The sequence below is a fragment of the Bradyrhizobium ottawaense genome, assembly GCF_002278135.3.
In the GTDB taxonomy this organism is placed as follows: domain Bacteria; phylum Pseudomonadota; class Alphaproteobacteria; order Rhizobiales; family Xanthobacteraceae; genus Bradyrhizobium; species Bradyrhizobium ottawaense.
The window spans coordinates 3,145,199-3,163,870 of record NZ_CP029425.2 but is presented as its reverse complement, the minus strand read 5'-3'; the positions used below and the strand labels follow the sequence as shown (position 1 = coordinate 3,163,870).

13 protein-coding genes are annotated in these 18,672 nt (G+C 65.1%); 3 read left to right on the top strand and 10 right to left on the bottom strand.

From position 1 onward, the window contains the following. Positions 1-181 precede the first annotated feature (181 nt). The 7 genes from cckA to flgB form a co-directional block, all read right to left on the bottom strand. On the bottom strand, positions 182-2,761 hold the full coding sequence (gene cckA, locus CIT37_RS14835) for a cell cycle histidine kinase CckA (RefSeq protein ID WP_038948109.1): 2,580 nt from the start codon (positions 2,759-2,761) through the stop codon (positions 182-184). 155 nt (positions 2,762-2,916) lie between these two features. Next, positions 2,917-3,996, bottom strand: coding sequence for a flagellar biosynthesis protein FlhB (gene flhB / locus CIT37_RS14830; protein WP_028142769.1), 1,080 nt, complete (start codon positions 3,994-3,996; stop codon positions 2,917-2,919). A 4-nt stretch (positions 3,997-4,000) separates the two neighbouring features. Continuing rightward, positions 4,001-4,777, bottom strand: a complete 777-nt coding sequence (gene fliR / locus CIT37_RS14825) for a flagellar biosynthetic protein FliR (RefSeq protein ID WP_028142768.1) — start codon at positions 4,775-4,777, stop codon at positions 4,001-4,003. A 17-nt stretch (positions 4,778-4,794) separates the two neighbouring features. Next, positions 4,795-5,058, bottom strand: a complete 264-nt coding sequence (gene fliQ / locus CIT37_RS14820; RefSeq protein ID WP_018321865.1) for a flagellar biosynthesis protein FliQ — start codon at positions 5,056-5,058, stop codon at positions 4,795-4,797. 138 nt (positions 5,059-5,196) lie between these two features. Beyond that, positions 5,197-5,505 (bottom strand): flagellar hook-basal body complex protein FliE, encoded by a 309-nt coding sequence (fliE, locus tag CIT37_RS14815; protein ID WP_018321864.1) that lies wholly within the window; start codon positions 5,503-5,505, stop codon positions 5,197-5,199. A gap of 16 nt (positions 5,506-5,521) precedes the next feature. Then, positions 5,522-5,947 (bottom strand): flagellar basal body rod protein FlgC, encoded by a 426-nt coding sequence (flgC, locus tag CIT37_RS14810; protein WP_018321863.1) that lies wholly within the window; start codon positions 5,945-5,947, stop codon positions 5,522-5,524. Positions 5,948-5,987: 40 nt separating this feature from the next. Beyond that, positions 5,988-6,392, bottom strand: coding sequence for a flagellar basal body rod protein FlgB (gene flgB / locus CIT37_RS14805; protein ID WP_038971614.1), 405 nt, complete (start codon positions 6,390-6,392; stop codon positions 5,988-5,990). A 350-nt stretch (positions 6,393-6,742) separates the two neighbouring features. Between flgB and CIT37_RS14800 the strand changes: the two genes are divergently transcribed. Together CIT37_RS14800 and fliP are read left to right on the top strand one after the other, a co-directional pair. Beyond that, positions 6,743-7,717, top strand: a complete 975-nt coding sequence (locus CIT37_RS14800; protein ID WP_038971613.1) for a flagellar biosynthetic protein FliO — start codon at positions 6,743-6,745, stop codon at positions 7,715-7,717. Further along, a complete protein-coding gene (gene fliP, locus CIT37_RS14795) occupies positions 7,714-8,472 on the top strand; it encodes a flagellar type III secretion system pore protein FliP (RefSeq protein WP_028142765.1) in 759 nt (252 codons plus the stop codon). The genes CIT37_RS14800 and fliP overlap by 4 nt, the downstream gene beginning before the upstream one ends. A gap of 111 nt (positions 8,473-8,583) precedes the next feature. On the opposite strand, the gene CIT37_RS14790 is transcribed toward fliP, so the two are convergent. The 3 genes from CIT37_RS14790 to CIT37_RS14780 form a co-directional block, all read right to left on the bottom strand. Then, on the bottom strand, positions 8,584-12,312 hold the full coding sequence (locus CIT37_RS14790) for a tetratricopeptide repeat protein (protein WP_161966411.1): 3,729 nt from the start codon (positions 12,310-12,312) through the stop codon (positions 8,584-8,586). A 174-nt stretch (positions 12,313-12,486) separates the two neighbouring features. Continuing rightward, entirely contained in the window at positions 12,487-13,389 is a 903-nt protein-coding gene (locus CIT37_RS14785) for a tetratricopeptide repeat protein (RefSeq protein ID WP_063711743.1), read from the bottom strand. A gap of 105 nt (positions 13,390-13,494) precedes the next feature. After that, a complete protein-coding gene (locus CIT37_RS14780) occupies positions 13,495-14,121 on the bottom strand; it encodes a FecR family protein (protein ID WP_312017544.1) in 627 nt (208 codons plus the stop codon). A gap of 396 nt (positions 14,122-14,517) precedes the next feature. Between CIT37_RS14780 and CIT37_RS14775 the strand changes: the two genes are divergently transcribed. Then, positions 14,518-18,651, top strand: a complete 4,134-nt coding sequence (locus CIT37_RS14775) for a VCBS domain-containing protein (RefSeq protein ID WP_244611242.1) — start codon at positions 14,518-14,520, stop codon at positions 18,649-18,651. The last annotated feature ends 21 nt before the right edge of the window (positions 18,652-18,672 follow it).

Below are 18,672 nucleotides of genomic sequence, written 5' to 3'. Positions count from 1 at the left end.
TTTCCCCGTCATGCGAGCGTAGCGACTTGTCCGCCGAAGCCTCGGCGAAGGCGGAAGCAATCCAGACTGCCTCAGCGGAAAGACTCTGGATTGCTTCGTCGCACCAGCGCAAAACTGCTACGCAATTTTGTCGCGGGCTCCTCGCAATGACGGAGGGGCGAACGGCGTGCGCCGCCTATCCTCACCCCTGCTTCGCCATCGTCTCCTTGACCGCCGCCACGAGCTGGCTGAGCGTGAACGGCTTCGGCAGGAAGTCGAACTGCTGGCCTTCGGGCAGGCTCTTCTCGAAGGCGTCCTCGGCATAGCCGGAGACGAAGATGAACTTGATGTCGGGATTTTTCTCCCGCATCGCCTTCAAAAGCGTCGGGCCGTCCATCTCGGGCATGACGACGTCTGAGACGACGAGATCGATCGCGCCGCTCTGCTCTTCCAGCATTTCCATGGCCTCGACGCCGTTCTCGGCCTCGACCACGGTGTAGCCGCGCGAGCGCAGGCCGCGTGCGTTCAGCGCACGCAGGCCCTCTTCGTCCTCGACCAGCAGGATGGTGCCCTGCCCCGTGAGATCGGTGCGCGGCTTGGCCTCGGCCGCCGCGGCGTCCTTCCCGGCGCCGCTGGTCGCGCTCACCACAGCCGCCGGCTGCTCGACCTGCGCTTCAGGCTCGGCGTGGTGACGCGGCAGGAAGATGTGGAACGAGGTGCCCTGGCCCGGCTCGGAATCGACGTAGATGAAGCCGCCGGTCTGCTTGACGATGCCGTAGACCGTGGAAAGGCCAAGACCCGTACCTTTGCCGACTTCCTTGGTCGAGAAGAACGGCTCGAAAATCTTGTCGCGGATGTCGGCGGGAATGCCGGTGCCGGTGTCGGCGACCTCGATCCGGACATAATCCGCGGCCGGCATGCCCTTGTAGGCGAGCTTGGCCGCTTGTTCCGCGGTGACGTTGGCGGTGCGGATGATCAGCTTGCCGCCGTCGGGCATGGCATCGCGCGCGTTCACCGCGAGATTGACGATCACCTGCTCGAACTGGGAGACGTCGACCTTGACCGGCCAGAGATCGCGGCCGTGGATGGTCTCGTGCTTGACCTTCTCGCCGATCAGGCGGCGCAGCAGCATGGCGAGATCGGACAGCGCGTCGCCGAGATCGAGCACCTGCGGCCGCAGCGTCTGCCGCCGCGAGAACGCCAGCAGCTGCCGCACCAGGGTCGCGGCCCGCGTCGCGTTCTGCTTGATCTGCATGATGTCCTGGAACGACGGGTCGGTCGGCTTGTGCGCGTTCAGCAGGAAGTCGTTCGCCATCATGATGGCGGAGAGCACGTTGTTGAAGTCGTGGGCAATGCCGCCGGCGAGCTGGCCGACCGTCTCCATCTTCTGCGACTGGTTGATCTGGTTCTCCAGCGCGCGCCGCTCGGTGGTCTCGAGCATGTGCACGATGGCGGCTTCCGCCTCATTCTCGGCGGCATCGACCGGCGTGACGAAGAACTGACCCCAGCGCTCCCTCGGCCCTTCCAGCGCTACTTCCACCGGCGCGACGTCGGCCTGACCATCGGCGGCCTGGTTGATGGCCGCGATCAGGAGGTGACGGTCGCGCGAATTCACCGCGCGGAAGATCGACTTGGAGGAGCTGTCGAGCCCGAGCGCCTGCCCGAGCTTGGCATAGCGCGCGTTGGCGCGCACCACGTTGCCGGCGCGGTCCACGGTCGCGATCGCCATCGGCGTATGGTCGAAGAAGCGCATGAAGCGCACTTCGGCGGCGCGATCGGGATCGCTGCGCTCGTCGCGGGCGCGGCTGATGACGAGCGTGCGCGACGGCCCCGGCGCGCCGTCAGCGCCGAAGGCGAGCTTGTGATAGAGCCGCACGGGCATGGTCTTGCCGGTGCGCATGCGCAGGTCGATGTCGAAGACCTCGGTCTTCACCTCGCCCGGCACCGCCACGATCGACGTCAGCAGCGAGGCGCCGTCGCCGGAGACGATGTCGGTCAGCTTCAGGCCGCCCGAGCCGATCTCGGCGAGGTCGTAGTCGAGCCAGTTCGCCAGCGTCGCGTTGACATAAGCGAGCTCGCCGGCCGGATTGACCGAGAAGAAGCCGCACGGCGCGTGGTCGAGATATTCGATCGCGTGCTGGAGCTCCTGGAACACGTCCTCCTGGCGCTCGCGGTCGCGGGTGATGTCGGCGATCGACCACACCGCGTATTTCGCCTCGCGCTTGCCGGTGCCGAGCGGGCGCACCCGCATGCGCAACCAACGGCCCTGGCTGCCGTCCTGGCCGGAGATGCGGACCTCTTCCTGCTGCCGTTTGCCTTCGCGCGCGGCCTTGAGCAGGCGGAACACGGCTTCGGAGACGTCGGGGTTGCCGATGAAGACACGCTCGACCGGGCGCACGTCCTGCGGCCCGGTCGCGCCCGTCAGCGTCAGATAGGCGGCGTTGGAATAGACCACGTGGCCGCGGGCATCGGTGACCGCGAGCCCGTCGAATCCATGATCGGCGATGCGGCCCACGACCGGATCATCGAGACTGCGGTCGGCGAAGCGGATGATCCCGGCGGCGAAGGCGAACAGGTTGAACAGGCCGACCATGGCCAGCACGGCGAGGATGCCGAGGATATAGGGCTGCGCCTGCGCGCGCCCGAGCGTCATCAGCCCGACGGCGACGGCGACGAGGCCGGCGGCCACCAGCAGCACCAACGCAATGCTACCCGAGCGCGGCGACGGCTCGTGCGTCGCAACGGGCTCGCGGGTGAGGTCGTGGTCGGTCTCGGCGGTCATTCTCGAGCTGGCGCAGCCTGTCGGCAGAGAATCAACGCGCTACGGGGCGCGTGGGGTCCTCCCTGCCTGAATCGGACCCTGAGGTGCAAGGGCAGCAGGGGCGAAAGGTACGCTGATTCCCAGATTACGGCCATTTCCGGTACTTTTCGGGTGTTTTATTCTCGCCCGGCGCTGAATCCGCGCTTCAGCCGCATGACGTAGCCGATGACTTCGGCGACCGCATGGTAGTGCTCGGTCGGGATTTCCTGGTCGATCTCGACGGTGGCGTAGAGCGCGCGGGCGAGCGGCACGTTCTCCACGATCGGGATGTCGTGCTCGCGCGCGATCTCCCTGATCTTGAAGGCGAGATTGTCGACGCCCTTGGCGACGCAGATCGGAGCCGTCATGCCGCGCTCGTAGGACAGCGCCACCGAATAGTGGGTCGGGTTGGTGATGATCACCGAGGCCTTGGGAACCGCCGCCATCATGCGCTTCTTGGCGCGCTGCTGCCGCAACTGCCTGAGCTTGCCCTTGATGTGCGGATCGCCTTCGGACTGCTTGAACTCTTCCTTGATCTCCTGGAGCGACATCTTCTGCCGCTGGAACCAGCTGCGGTACTGGAAAAAATAGTCGGCAATGGCGACGATCGCGAGCGCTGCGACCACCGCACCCAGCAGATGGATCGTCATGCTGGTGCTGGCGCCGAGCATGGCAGCCGGATCGAGCCTGACCATCGCTTCCATGCGGTGCCGCTCCGGCCAGAGGATCATGGTCATGACCACGCCGAGCAGCACGAGCTTGCCGATGCCCTTGAGAAAATTGGCCGCCGCCTGCTTACCGAAGATGCGCTTGAAGCCGGCGCCGGGCGAGATCTTGCTGAACTTCGGCGTCAGGGATTCGGTCGACCAGACCAGGCGGTGCTGGAGCATGTTTCCGGCGATCGCCGCCAGCATCAGCATCAAGAGAGGCACGCCGATCGCCGCAAGCAGGGCGAATTCGATCTGCTGCATCAGCGCGAGCAGGGCCTTGCCGTCGGTCTTGATCATCCAGGAATTGGCGAGCAGGCCCCGCATCGGCGCCAGCAGCCCGCTGCCCACCGAGCCCGAGAAGGTCGAGACCACGAGCGTGCCGCCCGCCATCATGAACCAGGTGTTGATCTCCTGGCTCTTGGCGACGTCGCCGCGTTCGAGCGCGTCGTCCAGACGCTTTTGCGTCGGGTCTTCGGTTTGACTCTCTGGGTCCTTGTCTTCTGACATCGATCTACCGTGACCTCAGCGGCATCAACTGGTGCATGACACCGATGAAGTAATCCAGATAGGTGCCCATCATCGCCGTGAGCACCACGGCGAGCACCAGGAAGCCCGCGAAGATCGAGAGCGGCACACCGACGAAATAGACCTGCATCTGCGGCATCAGCCGCGCCAGCACGCCAAGGCCGATGTTGAAGACCAGGCCGAACACCAGAAACGGCCCCGACAGCTGCAGGCCGAGGCGGAACGCGGCGGCAAAGGCGCGCGTTGCGAGCGAGGCCACATCGCCGCTCGATACGGTCTCGCCCGGCGAGAAGATCGTGTAACTGTCGTTCAGCGCCGCGATCACCAGATGATGGCTGTCGGTGGCGAACAGCAGCGTTACCCCGAGGATGGTCAGGAAGTTGCCGACCAGCACGCCCTGCTGGCCCTGCGTCGGGTCGACCGAGGTGACGAAACCGAGTCCCATCTGCTGTGCGATCACGGATCCCGCGACCTGGAGCGCCGAGAGCGTCACGCGCGCGGTCGCGCCCAGCACGATTCCGATCGCGATCTCATGCAGCATCAGGACCAGGAGCGGCGCGAGCGATCCCATGTCGACCTGGTAGGCGTTACGATGCAGCGGCAGGATGATCAGCGTCAGCACCAGCGCGATCGACAGCTTGATCCGCGTCGGAATGTTGGTCTCGCCCAGCCCCGGCAACAGCATCACCATCGCGCCGACCCGGGCGAAGGCGAGCATGAAGGAAGCGGCGAGCGCCGGCAGTAGCGAGACGTCGATGCGCATGATTGACGCATCTTGCCTCAGCCGCCGATGATTCGCGACGAGATCCGCAGCATGTGGGCGTGGAGCGCGTCCGCCATGAACGGCAGCGCCAGCAGCATCGTGGCAAAGATGGCGAGGATCTTCGGCACGTAGATCAGCGTCTGCTCCTGGATCTGCGTCAGCGCCTGGAACAGCGACACGATGACGCCGACCACCAGACCGACCACCATCAGGGGGGAGGACACGATCACGATCGTCCAGATCGCATCGCGCGCAACGTCGAGGGTTTCGGGTCCGGTCATTTGAATTCCTACTCTGAATTGTTTGTCGTCATTCCGGGGCTCGCGAAGCGAGAACCCGGAATCCATCGGGCCGCAGCGTTGGTCGCACCATGGATTCCGGGCTCGCGACTTCGTCGCGCCCCGGAATGACAGTGCGCGTCAGATCGGCATCTTCATGATGTCTTCATACGCCGCGATCACGCGGTCGCGGACCGAGACGAGCGTGGACACCGCGACGTCGGTGTCCGCCACCGCCGTCACCACGTCCATCACGTTGGCCTTGCCGGAGGCCATCGCCACGGTCTGCGCATCCGACTTGCGGCCGGACTCCATGACGCTGCCGACGGCGTCCTTCAGCATCGAGGCAAAGGATTGCCCGCCTGCCTCGGTGGCTTTGCCGGCACCGCTGTTCTCCAGCACCCGGGCGAGGTTGGCATAAGCGTTGGCCGCGATTGTCGGTGATGCCATGGCTCAATTGTCCTGTTCAGCTCTTGAGGATGTCGAGCGTGCGCTGGATCATCCGGCGCGTCGCACTGATGATGTTGAGATTGGCCTCGTAGGACCGCTGCGCGTCGCGCATGTCGGTCATCTCGACCACCGAGTTCACGTTGGGATATTTGACGTTGCCGCTGGCGTCAGCGACCGGATTGTTCGGCTCGTATTTGACGCGGAAGTTCGACTGGTCCGGCTTGATCCTGCCGAGGGTGACGACCTGCGCGTCGAGCGTGCGGTCGAGCGCGGAGGAGAAGGTCGGAACCTTGCGCCGGTAGGGATCTCCGCCTGCGGTCTGCGAGGTCGAATCCGCGTTCGCGATGTTTTCCGAGATCACCCGCATGCGGCCGGCTTGCGCCCGCAGACCGGAGGTCGCGATCGCCATCGAGCGGGCAAAGTCGCTGCTGTCATTGGCCATGATGCGCCTCCTCTAGCTCTTCTGTTCCCGGATCATGCGGCTAGCCCTTGCCGATCGCGGTCTTGAGCAGATGCAGGCTCTTCGAATAGAGCGAGGTCGCCGCCGCGTAGTCCATCTGGTTGCCGGCCGCCTTCATCATCTCCTCTTCGAGATTGACGGCGTTGCCCGCGGGGCGGGTCTCGAACCCCGCATTCTTGTTCTGGTCGAATCCCGAAGCAGCCCCTGACGGCGTCATGTGAGAACCGCTGGTGCGGGCGAGCGCGAGGGGGCCCATCGAGCCTGTGACGGCCCCGGACTTGTCGAGCTTCGGCTCGACCAGGTCGCGCGGCCGGAATTTAGGCGTGTCGGAATTGGAGACGTTCTCGGACAGGACGCGCTGGCGTTCCTGGTGCCACTGCATCTTGGTCCGAAGCGCCGACAGCACCGGGAGGTCGTTGATGGACATCGTCGCGGCTCCTTCCGCCTCTTGCGAACCTTGAGGTCCGCAACTAGGCAGAATTTGCCGCGTGTATGGTTAACGGCTGGTTAAGGACGCCCTCGAGGCGTGTCCCCGGGCGGGACACTATTTTGCGCCCCGTGATTCTACGCCTCCAAAAATGGCATTAACCCAACCATTTGGCGGCGCATTCACGGGCCAAGAAGTCGTTTTGGATCGAGCGATTCATAGGTTATTAAGAGTTGGGGACGGCAAAACTTGCCGTGGGACGTTAAGAGATCGCAGTTTGGGGCATCGTTAAGCCGGTGGTGCGCGTCTGACCACGGGCACGAGAACAGCGCCATTTGTCGGGGACAAGTATGCAAGGCAGCCCTATCACCTTCATCGTCGCGTTCATCGTCGTTCTGGCGTTGATCGGCGTCGCTGCCTGGCTGGTTCGCCGATTCGCCGGCAGCCGGGTCGGCGCCAACACCCAGCGCGGCAGGATGCCCCGGCTCGCGGTGATCGACGCTGCCGCGGTCGACGGTCGGCGCCGCCTGGTGCTGGTCCGGCGTGACAATGTCGAGCATCTCCTGATGATCGGCGGGCCGACCGATATCGTCGTCGAGCCCAATATCGTTCGCGCCGCGCCCGGCCGCGACCAGCTTCCGCAGCGTCCGAACGCCGCGGAACCGCCGCGGCTCGCGCCCATGCCGGATACCAGCAGCTGGGCCGACGAAGCACCGCGGCCCGAACTCCTCGATCATCCCGAGCCGCAGATGCCCGAGCCGCCGCCGCGGCCCGCGCGCCCGTCCTTCGCCGACGAGGTGCGCCGGCCCGCTCCCGCGCTGGCCGAACGCCGCAGCGATCCCCTCGCCGGCTTTACGGCCGAGCCGAACGCGCCGCGCCCCGAGCGCGAACCCCGGCCCGAGCCGCTGCCCCCGCGCGTTCCGCGCAGCGAGCCGCCACTGATGCCGCGGCCGCCGCGCCAGAGTGAGCCGCCGAAGATGCCGCCGGTGCGCGCCGAGCGCGCCGCTGCGCCGCCGCCGCCTCCGCCGGTGCCGCAGGCTCCCCCCGTTCCGCCGCCGGCTCCCGCCGCGGCCCCCTCCAGCGCCGAGCAGAATCTCGCCGAAATGGCGCAGCGGCTGGAGGCAGCCTTGCGTCGCCCGGCCGGCGAGACGGTCGCGCCTCCGGTTGCGCCCGAACCGCCTGCGCCGCCGCCACCCCGCGCCGCCCGCAGCGAGCCGCCGGCACCACCGGCCCCGCCCGCAAAGCCTGCCGCGGAAAAGACCAGCTTTGAGAATCTCGAAGACGAGATGGCCTCTCTGCTCGGCCGTCCGAAGCCGTCTTCGTGAGGCTGCCGTCCCTCCCGCGTAGAGTTGTTTTCCTTTCTGTCCTGATCGGCGCGGCATCGGCAGCGATGCCGGCGCATGCGCAGGACATCAGCATCAATCTCGGCGGCGGCGCTGGCGGCGGCGGCGTCACCGAGCGCGCGATCCAGCTGATCGCGCTGCTCACCGTGCTGTCGATCGCGCCGTCGATCCTGATCATGATGACGTCGTTCACGCGCATCGTGGTGGTGCTGTCGCTGCTGCGCACCGCGTTGGGCACGGCGACCGCGCCGCCGAACTCGGTGATCATCGCGCTGGCGATGTTCCTCACCTTCTTCGTGATGGGGCCGGTCCTGCAAAAATCCTACGACGACGGCATCCGCCCGCTGGTCGCCAACCAGATCGGCGTCGAGGACGCGCTGCAGCGCGCCTCCGTTCCCTTGCGCGGCTTCATGCAGAAGAACGTGCGCGAGAAGGACCTCAAGCTGTTCCTGGATCTCTCGGGCGAGGCGCCGCCGGCCACCCCCGACGACCTCGCACTGCGCATCCTCGTCCCCGCCTTCATGATCTCCGAGCTGAAGCGCGCCTTCGAGATCGGCTTCCTGCTGTTCCTGCCCTTCCTGATCATCGACCTCGTCGTTGCCTCGGTGCTGATGTCGATGGGCATGATGATGCTGCCCCCGGCAACGATCTCGCTGCCGTTCAAGCTGATCTTCTTCGTGCTGGTCGACGGCTGGTCGCTGGTGGCGGGGAGCCTGGTGCAGAGTTACGGAGGGTGAGGCAGGCATCGGGCGATGCGCCCCCTCCGCCCTCAGCGACCGCCTCCGCTCCCTCTCGTCATCGACGAGAACGTGGAGCCGTCGCGGGCCGCGCTTGGCGCGGCAGCCTTCCTACCGCGTCATCTTGATCTGACGCACGACGGGGATCGTCGGCAGCGAGCCGGTGTGGTCGACTTGTTCCTTGGCCTGCGGTGAGCCAGGGGCGCGGGCGGTGGCGTCGGGGAAGCGCTGCTTCATCTCGCGCAGGAAGCCGTCGAGCGTGTCGACGCTGGCAGCCAGCTTGGCGATCTCGGCGAATTCGGCACTGGAGGCCGCGGCCGGCTTGCTGGCGATGTCGAAGGCGAGACGGTCGGCGCTTTCGCTCATCAGCGGCGCGTATTTCTCGCGGAAGCGCGACAGGCCGATCGAGTCGTCGGCGAGCGCATAGCCGACGGCGGCGCGGATGATGTCGCTCTTCTCCACCGCGTTGAGCGGCTTGAAGTCGCGGAAGCGCTCGCCGTAATAGAGCTCGATCTGCTCGGCGGACTCGCGCCAGCGCCGTGCCGCCCAGAAGATGTCGGAACGCAGGCGCAGCACCTCGCGCCCGGAGACGTTGGAGACGATGTCGAGCGCGAGATCGTGACGGCCGACGTCGCTCTGGGCGCGCGCCTCCAGCAGCAGGCGCTGCTGCCTGAGCTCGCCGGAGAGATCGCTGATGCGGCTCGCGCGCAGCGCGGTGATCGCCATGTCGGGCTTGCGGTTGGCGAGATAGATCATGGACAGGCGCGCGGCGACCTGGGCGCGCGCGGCGCCTTCGAGGCGGTGATCGACCTGGTATTGCAGCAGCTCGGCGGCCTGGTCGAGCAGGTCGATCGAGGCGAGACGGTCGGCGAGACGGCGGATCAACTCGTCGCCGCGCCGGCCGATCGGCGTCAGCTCGCGGAATTCGTAGAACATCCCGAGCGCCTCGACCGGCGGCAGCTCGTCGCCCTTCGGTCCCAGGAAGATCTTGGTGAACAGGTCCGAGGCGAGATCCTGCGCCTGGCGCGAGGCTTCGGCGTTCGGCTGCAGCCTGGTCGCGGTGCGCGCCGCGGTGAGCGCATCGCGGTAGCGCCCGTTCTCGGCAAACATCTGCGACAGCATCTGCAGCGTCTTGACCTCGATCGCGTCGCCGCGCCAGGTCATGGACAGGGTCTCGAGCTCGCGCAGCGCGTCTTCCTTGCTGATCTCGTCGCGCTTCTGCCGCAGCGCAACCTCGAGCTGCTTGGCCTCGGCCGCAGCCGGCCGATCGGCCGAGGCCGCCGCGAACCTGTAGTCGTCGAGCGCGTCCTTGTCGTGGCCGAGCGCCTCGGCGAGCCGGCCGCGCAGCACGGCGAAGCCGGGCGCGGCCTCGGGCGAGACGCCGACCACCTCGAGCTCGCTGCGGCGCTTGGAGGCGCCGGCGTAGTCCTTCACCTCGAGTGAGGCGCGCATCGCGTCCATCGTCACGATGCGCTGGATGTCGAGCGGCAGCGAGGCAATGGCGAATTCGACGTTCTTGAATTTTTCGCGCGCGTCAGCCCATTTGCCCTGGCGAGCATAGGCGAGCGCCTTCCAGAGCTGGGAATCGTGGCTGTTGCCGATCACGGGATTGGCGAGGTCCTTCAGGCCCTGCGCCGGCCGGCCGATCAGGATGCTGGCGATCGCATGCATGATCAGCGCGCCGCTCTCCTCCTTGTTGAGCGGATCGCTCAGCATCAGCTCGGTCACGGCCTTGGCCTCGTGATACATCGCGCGCGACATGTAGAACTGCGCGAGATCGAGCCGCGGCAGGGAACGCAGCGCCGGTTCGACGGCCGAGATCGCCGTCATCAGCTCGGCCTGGCGCGCCATGAAGTTGTCCGACTGGCCCTTGCGCCAGCCTTCGGGGCTGAAGATCGGGCGCACCGCGGTCGGCGCGCGCTCGGCCGAGATGTCGACCGGCGACAGCGTCAGTCCGCCCTTCTTGCCGAGGATCACCTTGTCGGCGCCGACCTCGACGCCGACCTCGTCGGAGTTCGGCCGGATCGCGATGCCGTGCGCGGATTCCAGCAGCGAGAGATCGACGAGATCCTGCCGCTTGATGAAGCCGCGCACCGGCCGCTGCGCGGTGACGACATAGAGCGCGTCGCCGGCATCGGGGTCGGTGAGCTTGTGCAGCAGGCCGGGATTGGCGAAGGGGATGGCGATGTTGGCGAGCGCGGGGTCGGTGATGTTGCGCGACATCATCAGCGGCAGCGGCGTCGACTGGATCTTGTCGGCGAGCGTCAGCAGCCAGTTGGTCTCCTTGCCGACCTCCTCGCTCGCCAGCGAGTAGACCAGCGGGCGGGTGAGACGGATCCGCACCGCCTGCCCCTTGTCGAGCGGGATGCGGCCGACCTCGCCGATCATCGCCCCGCCCCTGGCGCGGATCGCCTCGACGTCGATCGGCTTCGGCGTATCGAACACCAGCCACACCGTGTCGCCGCGGCGGAACGCGGCCGCCGGTGTTGCGACCTGAATTGGGAACGTCACGCGCAGGCCGTCGCTGTCGCGGCGCGCATCGACGCTGGCGATCGTGGGCTGCGGCGCGGCCGGCGCCTCAACGGGCGCAGCCTTGGCGGCTTCCTTCACGGCCTCTTTGGGCGCTTCGGCAGGCGCCGGCTTGGCAGGCGTGGCCGCCGCTTCGGAAACCGGCGGCGCGGGCTTCGCAGTTTCCTTCGCAGTTTCCTTGGCAGTTTCCTTGGGCGCTTCCGGAGCGTGCACAGCCTCAGTCGCGGCGGCCGGCGCCGGTTTCGGCGCTTCAGCGGGCGGCATCGCGGCGGGCGCTTCGGGCTTCACCTCGGGCTTGACCTCGATCTTGGCTTCGCGCGCGATCGTCTCGGAGGTCGGCGGCGCGATCTCGCGATGGGCGTCCTTCGGCTTCTCGGCCGCGGGCTTGTCGGGGGCCGGTCCGTGACCGACAGGCTTCATCTGCGCGATCGCCGCCTCGGGCGTCGCGGCGGTCTTGCCCTTGTCGGGCTGGAAAGAGACGTCGACGACGTAGTTCTTCTCGTCGCGGAACGAATGCACGTCGGAATCGCCGATCAGCGCGATCTCGACATTGGTCTGATCGATGTCGGCCTTCTGCTTGATCGAGGCGACGTTCGGCGGCGCCGCGACGACCGCGTCCGCCAGATCGAAATTGAGGTTGGCGTTGAAAGCGAGTGTGAGCTTCTGCTCGTTGAGCACGGAGGAGACGCCGACGCCGTCGGGCATCTCGAACACGAAGCGCACGAAGGTCGGCTGCACCGAGGCCCGCACGCGGATCTGCGGACGCTTCTTGGTCTCCGCCGCGGCGCGCTGGGCACGCAACGCGCGCTCGGCCACGCGGGCGCGCTCGGCGAGCTCCTTGACCACGTCCATCGGCAGGCTCGGCGGCGGTCCCTTCCAGCCCTCGGGCAACAGGTCGACGAAGGTGCGCTCGCCGGCATTCATGGTGTTGACGGTGACGCGCCGCGCCAGCGACAGGCGGATGGCACCGCCGTCAGGATCGCGGCGCGCGGAGTTGACGTAATCGGGCGCGCCTTCGGGAACGCGGTCGACGGGAACGTCGACCGCCCGGTCGAACCGGATGATGAGGATGGAGCCTGCGGTCGTCACCTCGGAGGGAACGTCCTCGCCGAGCTTGATGACGAGACGGGCAAAGCCGCCACCGGCCGAAAAGCTCGCCTCGCCCCTGATCGGATCGGCCGCCCGGGCAGGCGCACCGAGACCGGTCAGCAGGCAGGCCGCCAGCACGCCCGCTGTTCGGACATGACGCAACAGCCCCGACGCCAAGGCGCGGGCTCGCGTCACAAATCCAGCGGCAGCCTTTCGCGCCATTGGCGGCATTTCTTCCGGTTCGGCGGTCCATGCCGGCACTAAGGCCGGCCCATGCCGTCGACTGTAGGTCTCGCCAATTAAGGACTTGTTAATGCTATATCTTGATTTGCTTTGGAGGCAGCACGCCGTGCCGCATCGAGCGTGGGCGGGCGTCTGAATTTGAGACGCCGATGGTTAAGGCCTCGTTAACACCTGCAAAACGGTGCCGTCGCGGTTGACCTGTCCCTTCACGGGCACCCCATAGCGGTCAAAGGCTTGGTCGATTCCAGCGTCGATTTTTCTGGCCGCCGAGATATCGCTATGGCTACCATCTGTGTCGCCGAGCTTGAATTTGGCAATCCCTCGGCCGTAGAGCGCGCTCGCAAGCTTGGGCGCGAACCGCAGCGCTGAGTTGTAGTCATGCATCGCCGCGGAGAATTGCCCCATTTTCAGATTTATGAGAGCGCGCGAATCGTATGTTGCCGCGTTGTTTGCTCCCGATCGAAGCGCAATATCGCAGTCTTCCAGCGCAGCCTGCAAATCGCCAAGGACGGCTCGGGTCCAACAGCGTCCGCTCCGCACCGCCTCCAGCTTCGGATCAAGGCGAATTGCCTCGTCATAGTCCCGCGCTGCGCGGTCGTACGCGTTCCCTTGCAGGTGGGCCGCCGCACGGTTGGCAAAAGCGGAGCCGTAGTTCGGGTTGAGCCTGAGCGCCTCGTCGAAGGCGCCGATCGCCAGATCGCGCGCCCCCGTTCTCAGATAGGCCACGCCGAGGTTGTTGAACGCTTTCGCATAATTCGGATCAAGCCTGGTCGCTTCAACGAAATCCTTGATCGCGCGTTCGTAGTCGGCTTTGGCGCTATAGGCATTCCCCCTGTTGTTGTAGGCGACAACGAAGCCGTTCACCGCTCCCTCGCCCGCATCGATAAACGCCTTGCAGCCATCGATCCGAGCTTCGGGTGACACGCGGTCTGAGCCGTTACACAGTTCAACATTCTTGAGGGAGCTGCCCTTCTTCTGCGCCCAGCCCGACGAACTGGACAGCACAAGGACAAGAATGAGCATCACGGCCTTGATGAAACTGGCTCTTGCAATCATTTCCACACCAAGTGTCCGGCTCCGACAGCGAACGAAGCGCCAATCCTGGTCTCCCTGCCCGGCCGGCACTGCGGCATCACGGCGGCTTCGGGCCTAGCAAGTTTCTCAGCATCCCCGGCAGATGTTGAGCCTCCGATTGCTGGTTCGATCGGGCTCCGGCGCCGCCGATGTCGGCGGTTTCTTCAAGAGCTTACTCTTGCCCTCTTCGATCAGGGTCGAAATTTTGACCGACCCATCGTCCGAAATCTCGACATGCGGCGTCGTGCCTCGGATCCCCAGCGTGGCGACGGGAGTATCGACCTTCATGTCGCCGGTCTTCGCGACACCGCCCGCAACAAAAGTGAACGTTCCCCTGGCGAGATTGAATAGGGTCGCATTGGACTTGCCGGCCGGCTCATACACATAGTGATCCAACACCATGCGGGCGTTGCTCGATAAATTGAACGAGCTGCCGTCGGTAAAATTGATGCCGACGCGGCCGTCGGCCCCCGTCTGCACCACGTCACCAAGATATACGGGATCACCCGTGTTGGCCCGGCCAGGGTCACTCGAGACATTCGCCTGAACGACCACGGCGCCCGCATGTTCGATCGTGACCGAGCCTGTGGCCACCACCACCTTCCCAATCGGTTTCGATGACGAGGCAGCGACGGCGGGCTTGGCGGAATCGATTTGCGCTCGAGCCTCACTCGGCAAGAAATTGGCAAGGGCCAAAACCAGGCCGGTCGTCAAAGCGGCTATCGCAGGTCTGCACATGATCCCCCCTTTCTGAGAAGATCTCGTCGCTATCGGCGGCCCATTCTTGAACCGCGCAGCGCTGCCAGAATAACTATAATTGTTGTTTAATTTTATTAACTAGCCTAATTTATCTCCAGCGCTACACGAGCGCCACAAATTAAATACGTCTCGTTTGTCAATTTAATCACATTGGCGGGAGGGGGCACGGCGGGAATGGCGGTACGCGTCGCTCTCTCCCGCGCAATGCATCTCTCTCGATCGACTTGATTTTTTCGGCGGGCAAGCCTTCGGGGCTGCCAGCGCCCAGGAAATTTTGTCCCTTGGCGAGGGCCCCAGCAAGGTTTTGGCAGCACGCCGAGCCTGAATCGATCACCCGGGCGAGGTCTAGCCATGTTAGTTGCATCCGGCATCCAGGTTGACAGCGGGGCCGCCATGGCCCTGCCCGTCGAACTCATCGGCCATATTCATAGAGTGATCGGTTGCTGTGCGCTTACGCGAGCGAGCTGCGTCGCCACACAGGCCGTAGCTGGTGCGCCCATCTACCGGGGCGACGTGCTGGAGACCGACGCCGACGGGCAGATCACAATCTGCTTCATCGACGGTACTTTCTTCAACATCGCCTGCAGCACTCACGTTGTGCTGAGCGAGTTTGTCTTCGACGTCGAAGGCATGCCACCTGCAGCCTTGTTCGACGTGACCCGAGGGAGCTTCAGTTTCGTACCGGGCCGGCTGGCGGAAACCGGGGCGCTCCAGCTGAATACGCCCATTGCAGGCATTCGCGCCCGGGGCCACGCGGGCGGTTTCGGGATGCTGACACTTGCAGCATTGACCTTCTCGGCCGCGCAGCATGCCGAGGCCGCGGACCCGGATGTCACATTCCTGGATGACGACTCCATTACCTACAAGGACCTTGCGCACGGCGCATTTGAGCTCGTGACCAAGGAGCGGGTCCCGCGACGCATCATCGTCGAAGATCCCGGCGAGACGATCGTCATCAAGAAGGTGGGATCCACCATCAGCGTCAATCACGTCGCGAACACGGCGGCTCGCATGGAGGAGTTGCGCGCCGCCCAACAGGATGTGCTCGCCAATCTAGGAGAACAAGGGCCCCGTGGCTCGAGCACGCCTTTCTTCGTCAAACCCCAGCCACTGCAGCCGATCAATTTCATTCAGCCGGATGCGCCCACGCTGCAGATCTTGCCGACGACGTTGCCACTCATCACTTTCGCGCTCTTGGACCCTGTACCGCCGACTCTCAGCACCGGGGCTGGGCCAATCGAGCTCGATACGGTCGTGTTTGACACATTCACGGCGACGACGGGAACCTTCAGTGCCAGTAGCACCAGCGGCGGCGGCAATCTGACCTTCGGCATCATCGGGGCCAGCGCCGGCAGTACGGTTCTGGATGGAGTGACGTACGATCTGTCGAAGACAAGTTCCTACGGGATTCTCTACGTCAACAGCACGAGCGGCGCTTATACGTTCGTGCCCGACAATGCCGCAATCAACGCGCTGAAGGCGCCTACGACCGACGGTTTCGTTATCACCGTCTCCGACGGACTCACCTCCGTCACCCAGACCTTCACGATCACCATCAACGGTGTCAATGACGCTGCAATCATCTCCGGCACCACGACCGGTTCGATCATCGAGGCTGGCGGCATCGCCAACGGAACGCCCGGCACGCCGCTTGCGACCGGCACCCTCACCGACATCGATGTCGACGATCCGCCCAATACGTTCACCGCCGTGAGTTCGCCAACCGCGAGCGCCGGTGGCTATGGCACCTTCACGATGACGGCGGCCGGCGTGTGGACCTACACCTTGGACAATGCCAACCTCGCAGTGCAGGCACTCAATGCCGGCGAGACGCTGACCGACAGCTTTACGGTGACCTCGATCGGAGGCACCCCACAGGTGGTGACGATCACCATCCACGGGACCAGTGACGCTGCGATCATTTCCGGCGCGACGACCGGCGACGTGATCGAGGCTGGCGACGTCGCCAACGCAAACCCCGGCACACCCACCGCGACCGGCACCCTCACCGACGCCGACGTCGACACGACCGCCAATGCTTTCACGGCCGTCGGATCGCCGACGGTGAGCGCCGCCGGCTATGGCACCTTCACCATGACGGCAGCGGGCGTGTGGACCTACACGCTCGACAATGCCAACGGCGCGGTGCAGGGGCTCAATACCGGCGAGACACTGACCGACACGTTCACAGTGACCACTCTGGACGGAACGGCCCAAGTGGTAACGATCACCATCCATGGCGCCAACGATGCGGCCGTCGTTTCCGGCACCACGACCGCCTCGGTGACCGAGGCCGGAGGCGTTGCCAACGCGACACCCGGCAGCCCGAGCACAACGGGCACGCTCTTTGCCTCCGACGTCGACAATCCGTCCAATACCTTCAGCGCGGTGAGTTCGCCCAAGGCAAGCACGAATGGTTATGGCACCTTTACGATAACCGCCGCCGGCGTGTGGACCTACACCTTGGACAACGCCAGCGGCGCGGTGCAGGCGCTCAATGTCGGCGGCACGCTCACCGACAGTTTCACCGTCAACGCCCTCGACGGTACGCCGCAGGTGGTGACGATCACCATTCAGGGCAGCAACGACGCCGCCCTTATTTCCGGCACCACGACCGGCTCAGTGACAGAGGCAGGAACTTTCTCGCCCGGCATTCCCGTCACGACCGGCACGCTCACCGATACGGACGTCGACAACGCTCCGAACACGTTCACCGCAGTCTCTTCGCCGGCTGCTAGCGACGGCGGATACGGCACCTTCACGATGACCGCAGCCGGCGTATGGACTTACACCCTCGATAACAACAACACCGTGGTTCAGGCGCTCGAGGCCGGCGAAACCCTGACGGACACCTTCTCGATAACTGCCATCGACGGTACGACGCAGACGGTGACCGTCGCCATTCATGGTGCCAGCGACGCAGACCCGAACGATTTCGATAACCTGGCCACCGGATCTGCCGTGATCTCAGATCCCCCCAACGTGTATGGAACGCCGGGGAGCGAAACGATTGCCGGTGGCGGCAACACAGGTCAGATCATCTACGCGGGGGCCAGCAGCGACACGGTCAATGGGACCGGAAAGGCCGACGTTCTCTATGGCGGCTCGGGCAATGACACGATCAAAGGCAATGATGGGGATGACACCATCTACGGCGGCTCGGGCAGCGATACCATCAACGGCAACAACGGCGCCGACACCATAACGGGCGGATTTGGTGCGGATCAGCTCACCGGCAGCAATGGGAACGACCGTTTCGCTTACTTGTTCGTAGCCGACTCCAACGCAAGCCAGTTCGACACCATCACCGACTTTGCATCGGGAGCGGACAAGATCGACTTGACTGCCATGGGCGCGCTTGGGTTCGCCATATTGGCCTTGAGCTCGACCAGCACGGCCGTGCCGGCACATACGATCGCCTGGCTCTATGACAGCGCGGCGAATGAAACGATCGTGTACGTCAATTCAACGGACCAGACCCTGCACGTCGGCGATTCCAGTCTGCTCGAAATCCATTTGCAGGGCATCGCAACCATCGACGCGTCGGACTTCATCACGGCGCCGGCAGCGGCACCTGTGACGGCGGCTGCCGGCGAGCTGCTCGACCCCATCGCAACCTCGCAGGGTGACGCGACCGCCGTGATGACGATCACTTCCGAAGGCTTGTCCGAGTCCGGCAGCGGCGACGGCACGCTTCTCGCTGCGGGAAGTTCGACAATCCAATCGACCGAGGCGACCACCAGCCTCGATTCGAACTGGGACCAGATCGGACAGACCGGATATTCCAGCTTGTCCAGTTCAGACGAAGTGCAAACGCTCGCGACCGAAACGCCCCGCGGCGACGCGGCAACTCCCTCAGCCGGCGGACTGTCTGTGATCGTGCAACACGTGGTCCCGCTCACCGAGGCCAGCTTTGTCTTCACCAACCCGGCCGGGCTCGACGCAGCCTCATTGGCTGGCAAGAATGGCGCGATTGCCGCAAGCGGCCAGGTGCCCGACATCGCCATGCTGAATTTTGCCCATGGCGCTGCCGGACAGCACGCCGGTAGCGGGCTTGCGCTCGGAAGCGACGCTGGGAATGACGGCGTCTCATCACCAAGAGGCGCCGCCCAGGCGGCTCATTCCCACGAAGCGGCAGACACTTCGCTCAACCCCAGCCTTCTGAAGTCATCGACCGGCGGTGCCAACCATTCGCTCTCAAGCGGGGCGGACCAGCACAACCCGTCCGGGGGAGCGTCTGGATCAAAGCCTGCCGATCCGCAGCAGCTCGGCGACTCGTTCCAGTTCCGGGATGACGCGTCGCAGGGCTCGCTGCATAGCGCGATGCTGGATCAGCTCTCGGACTTCGTCGGTCATCACGGGCACGCTGGGGAATTCCATGGATCCGAGCCGGCATTCATGCCTGAAACATCGCCGTCCGATGTCGATCCACCTTTCTCGGCAGGTACCGTTCACGGCCATGTGTCGCACGATCTGATCGTGTGACGGCCTTAAGCCGATTGCGGC

Bases quoted from the DNA above. Each gene is read 5' to 3' on its own strand.
- flhB (WP_028142769.1), bottom strand. From the start codon at position 3,996: ATGTCAGAAGACAAGGACCCAGAGAGTCAAACCGAAGACCCGACGCAA.
- fliQ (WP_018321865.1), bottom strand. From the start codon at position 5,058: ATGACCGGACCCGAAACCCTCGACGTTGCGCGCGATGCGATCTGGACG.
- fliE (WP_018321864.1), bottom strand. From the start codon at position 5,505: ATGGCATCACCGACAATCGCGGCCAACGCTTATGCCAACCTCGCCCGG.
- CIT37_RS14775 (WP_244611242.1), top strand. From the start codon at position 14,518: ATGTTAGTTGCATCCGGCATCCAGGTTGACAGCGGGGCCGCCATGGCC.
- flgC (WP_018321863.1), bottom strand. From the start codon at position 5,947: ATGGCCAATGACAGCAGCGACTTTGCCCGCTCGATGGCGATCGCGACC.
- fliR (WP_028142768.1), bottom strand. From the start codon at position 4,777: ATGCGCATCGACGTCTCGCTACTGCCGGCGCTCGCCGCTTCCTTCATG.
- CIT37_RS14800 (WP_038971613.1), top strand. From the start codon at position 6,743: ATGCAAGGCAGCCCTATCACCTTCATCGTCGCGTTCATCGTCGTTCTG.
- CIT37_RS14785 (WP_063711743.1), bottom strand. From the start codon at position 13,389: ATGATTGCAAGAGCCAGTTTCATCAAGGCCGTGATGCTCATTCTTGTC.
- CIT37_RS14790 (WP_161966411.1), bottom strand. From the start codon at position 12,312: ATGGCGCGAAAGGCTGCCGCTGGATTTGTGACGCGAGCCCGCGCCTTG.
- cckA (WP_038948109.1), bottom strand. From the start codon at position 2,761: ATGACCGCCGAGACCGACCACGACCTCACCCGCGAGCCCGTTGCGACG.
- flgB (WP_038971614.1), bottom strand. From the start codon at position 6,392: ATGTCCATCAACGACCTCCCGGTGCTGTCGGCGCTTCGGACCAAGATG.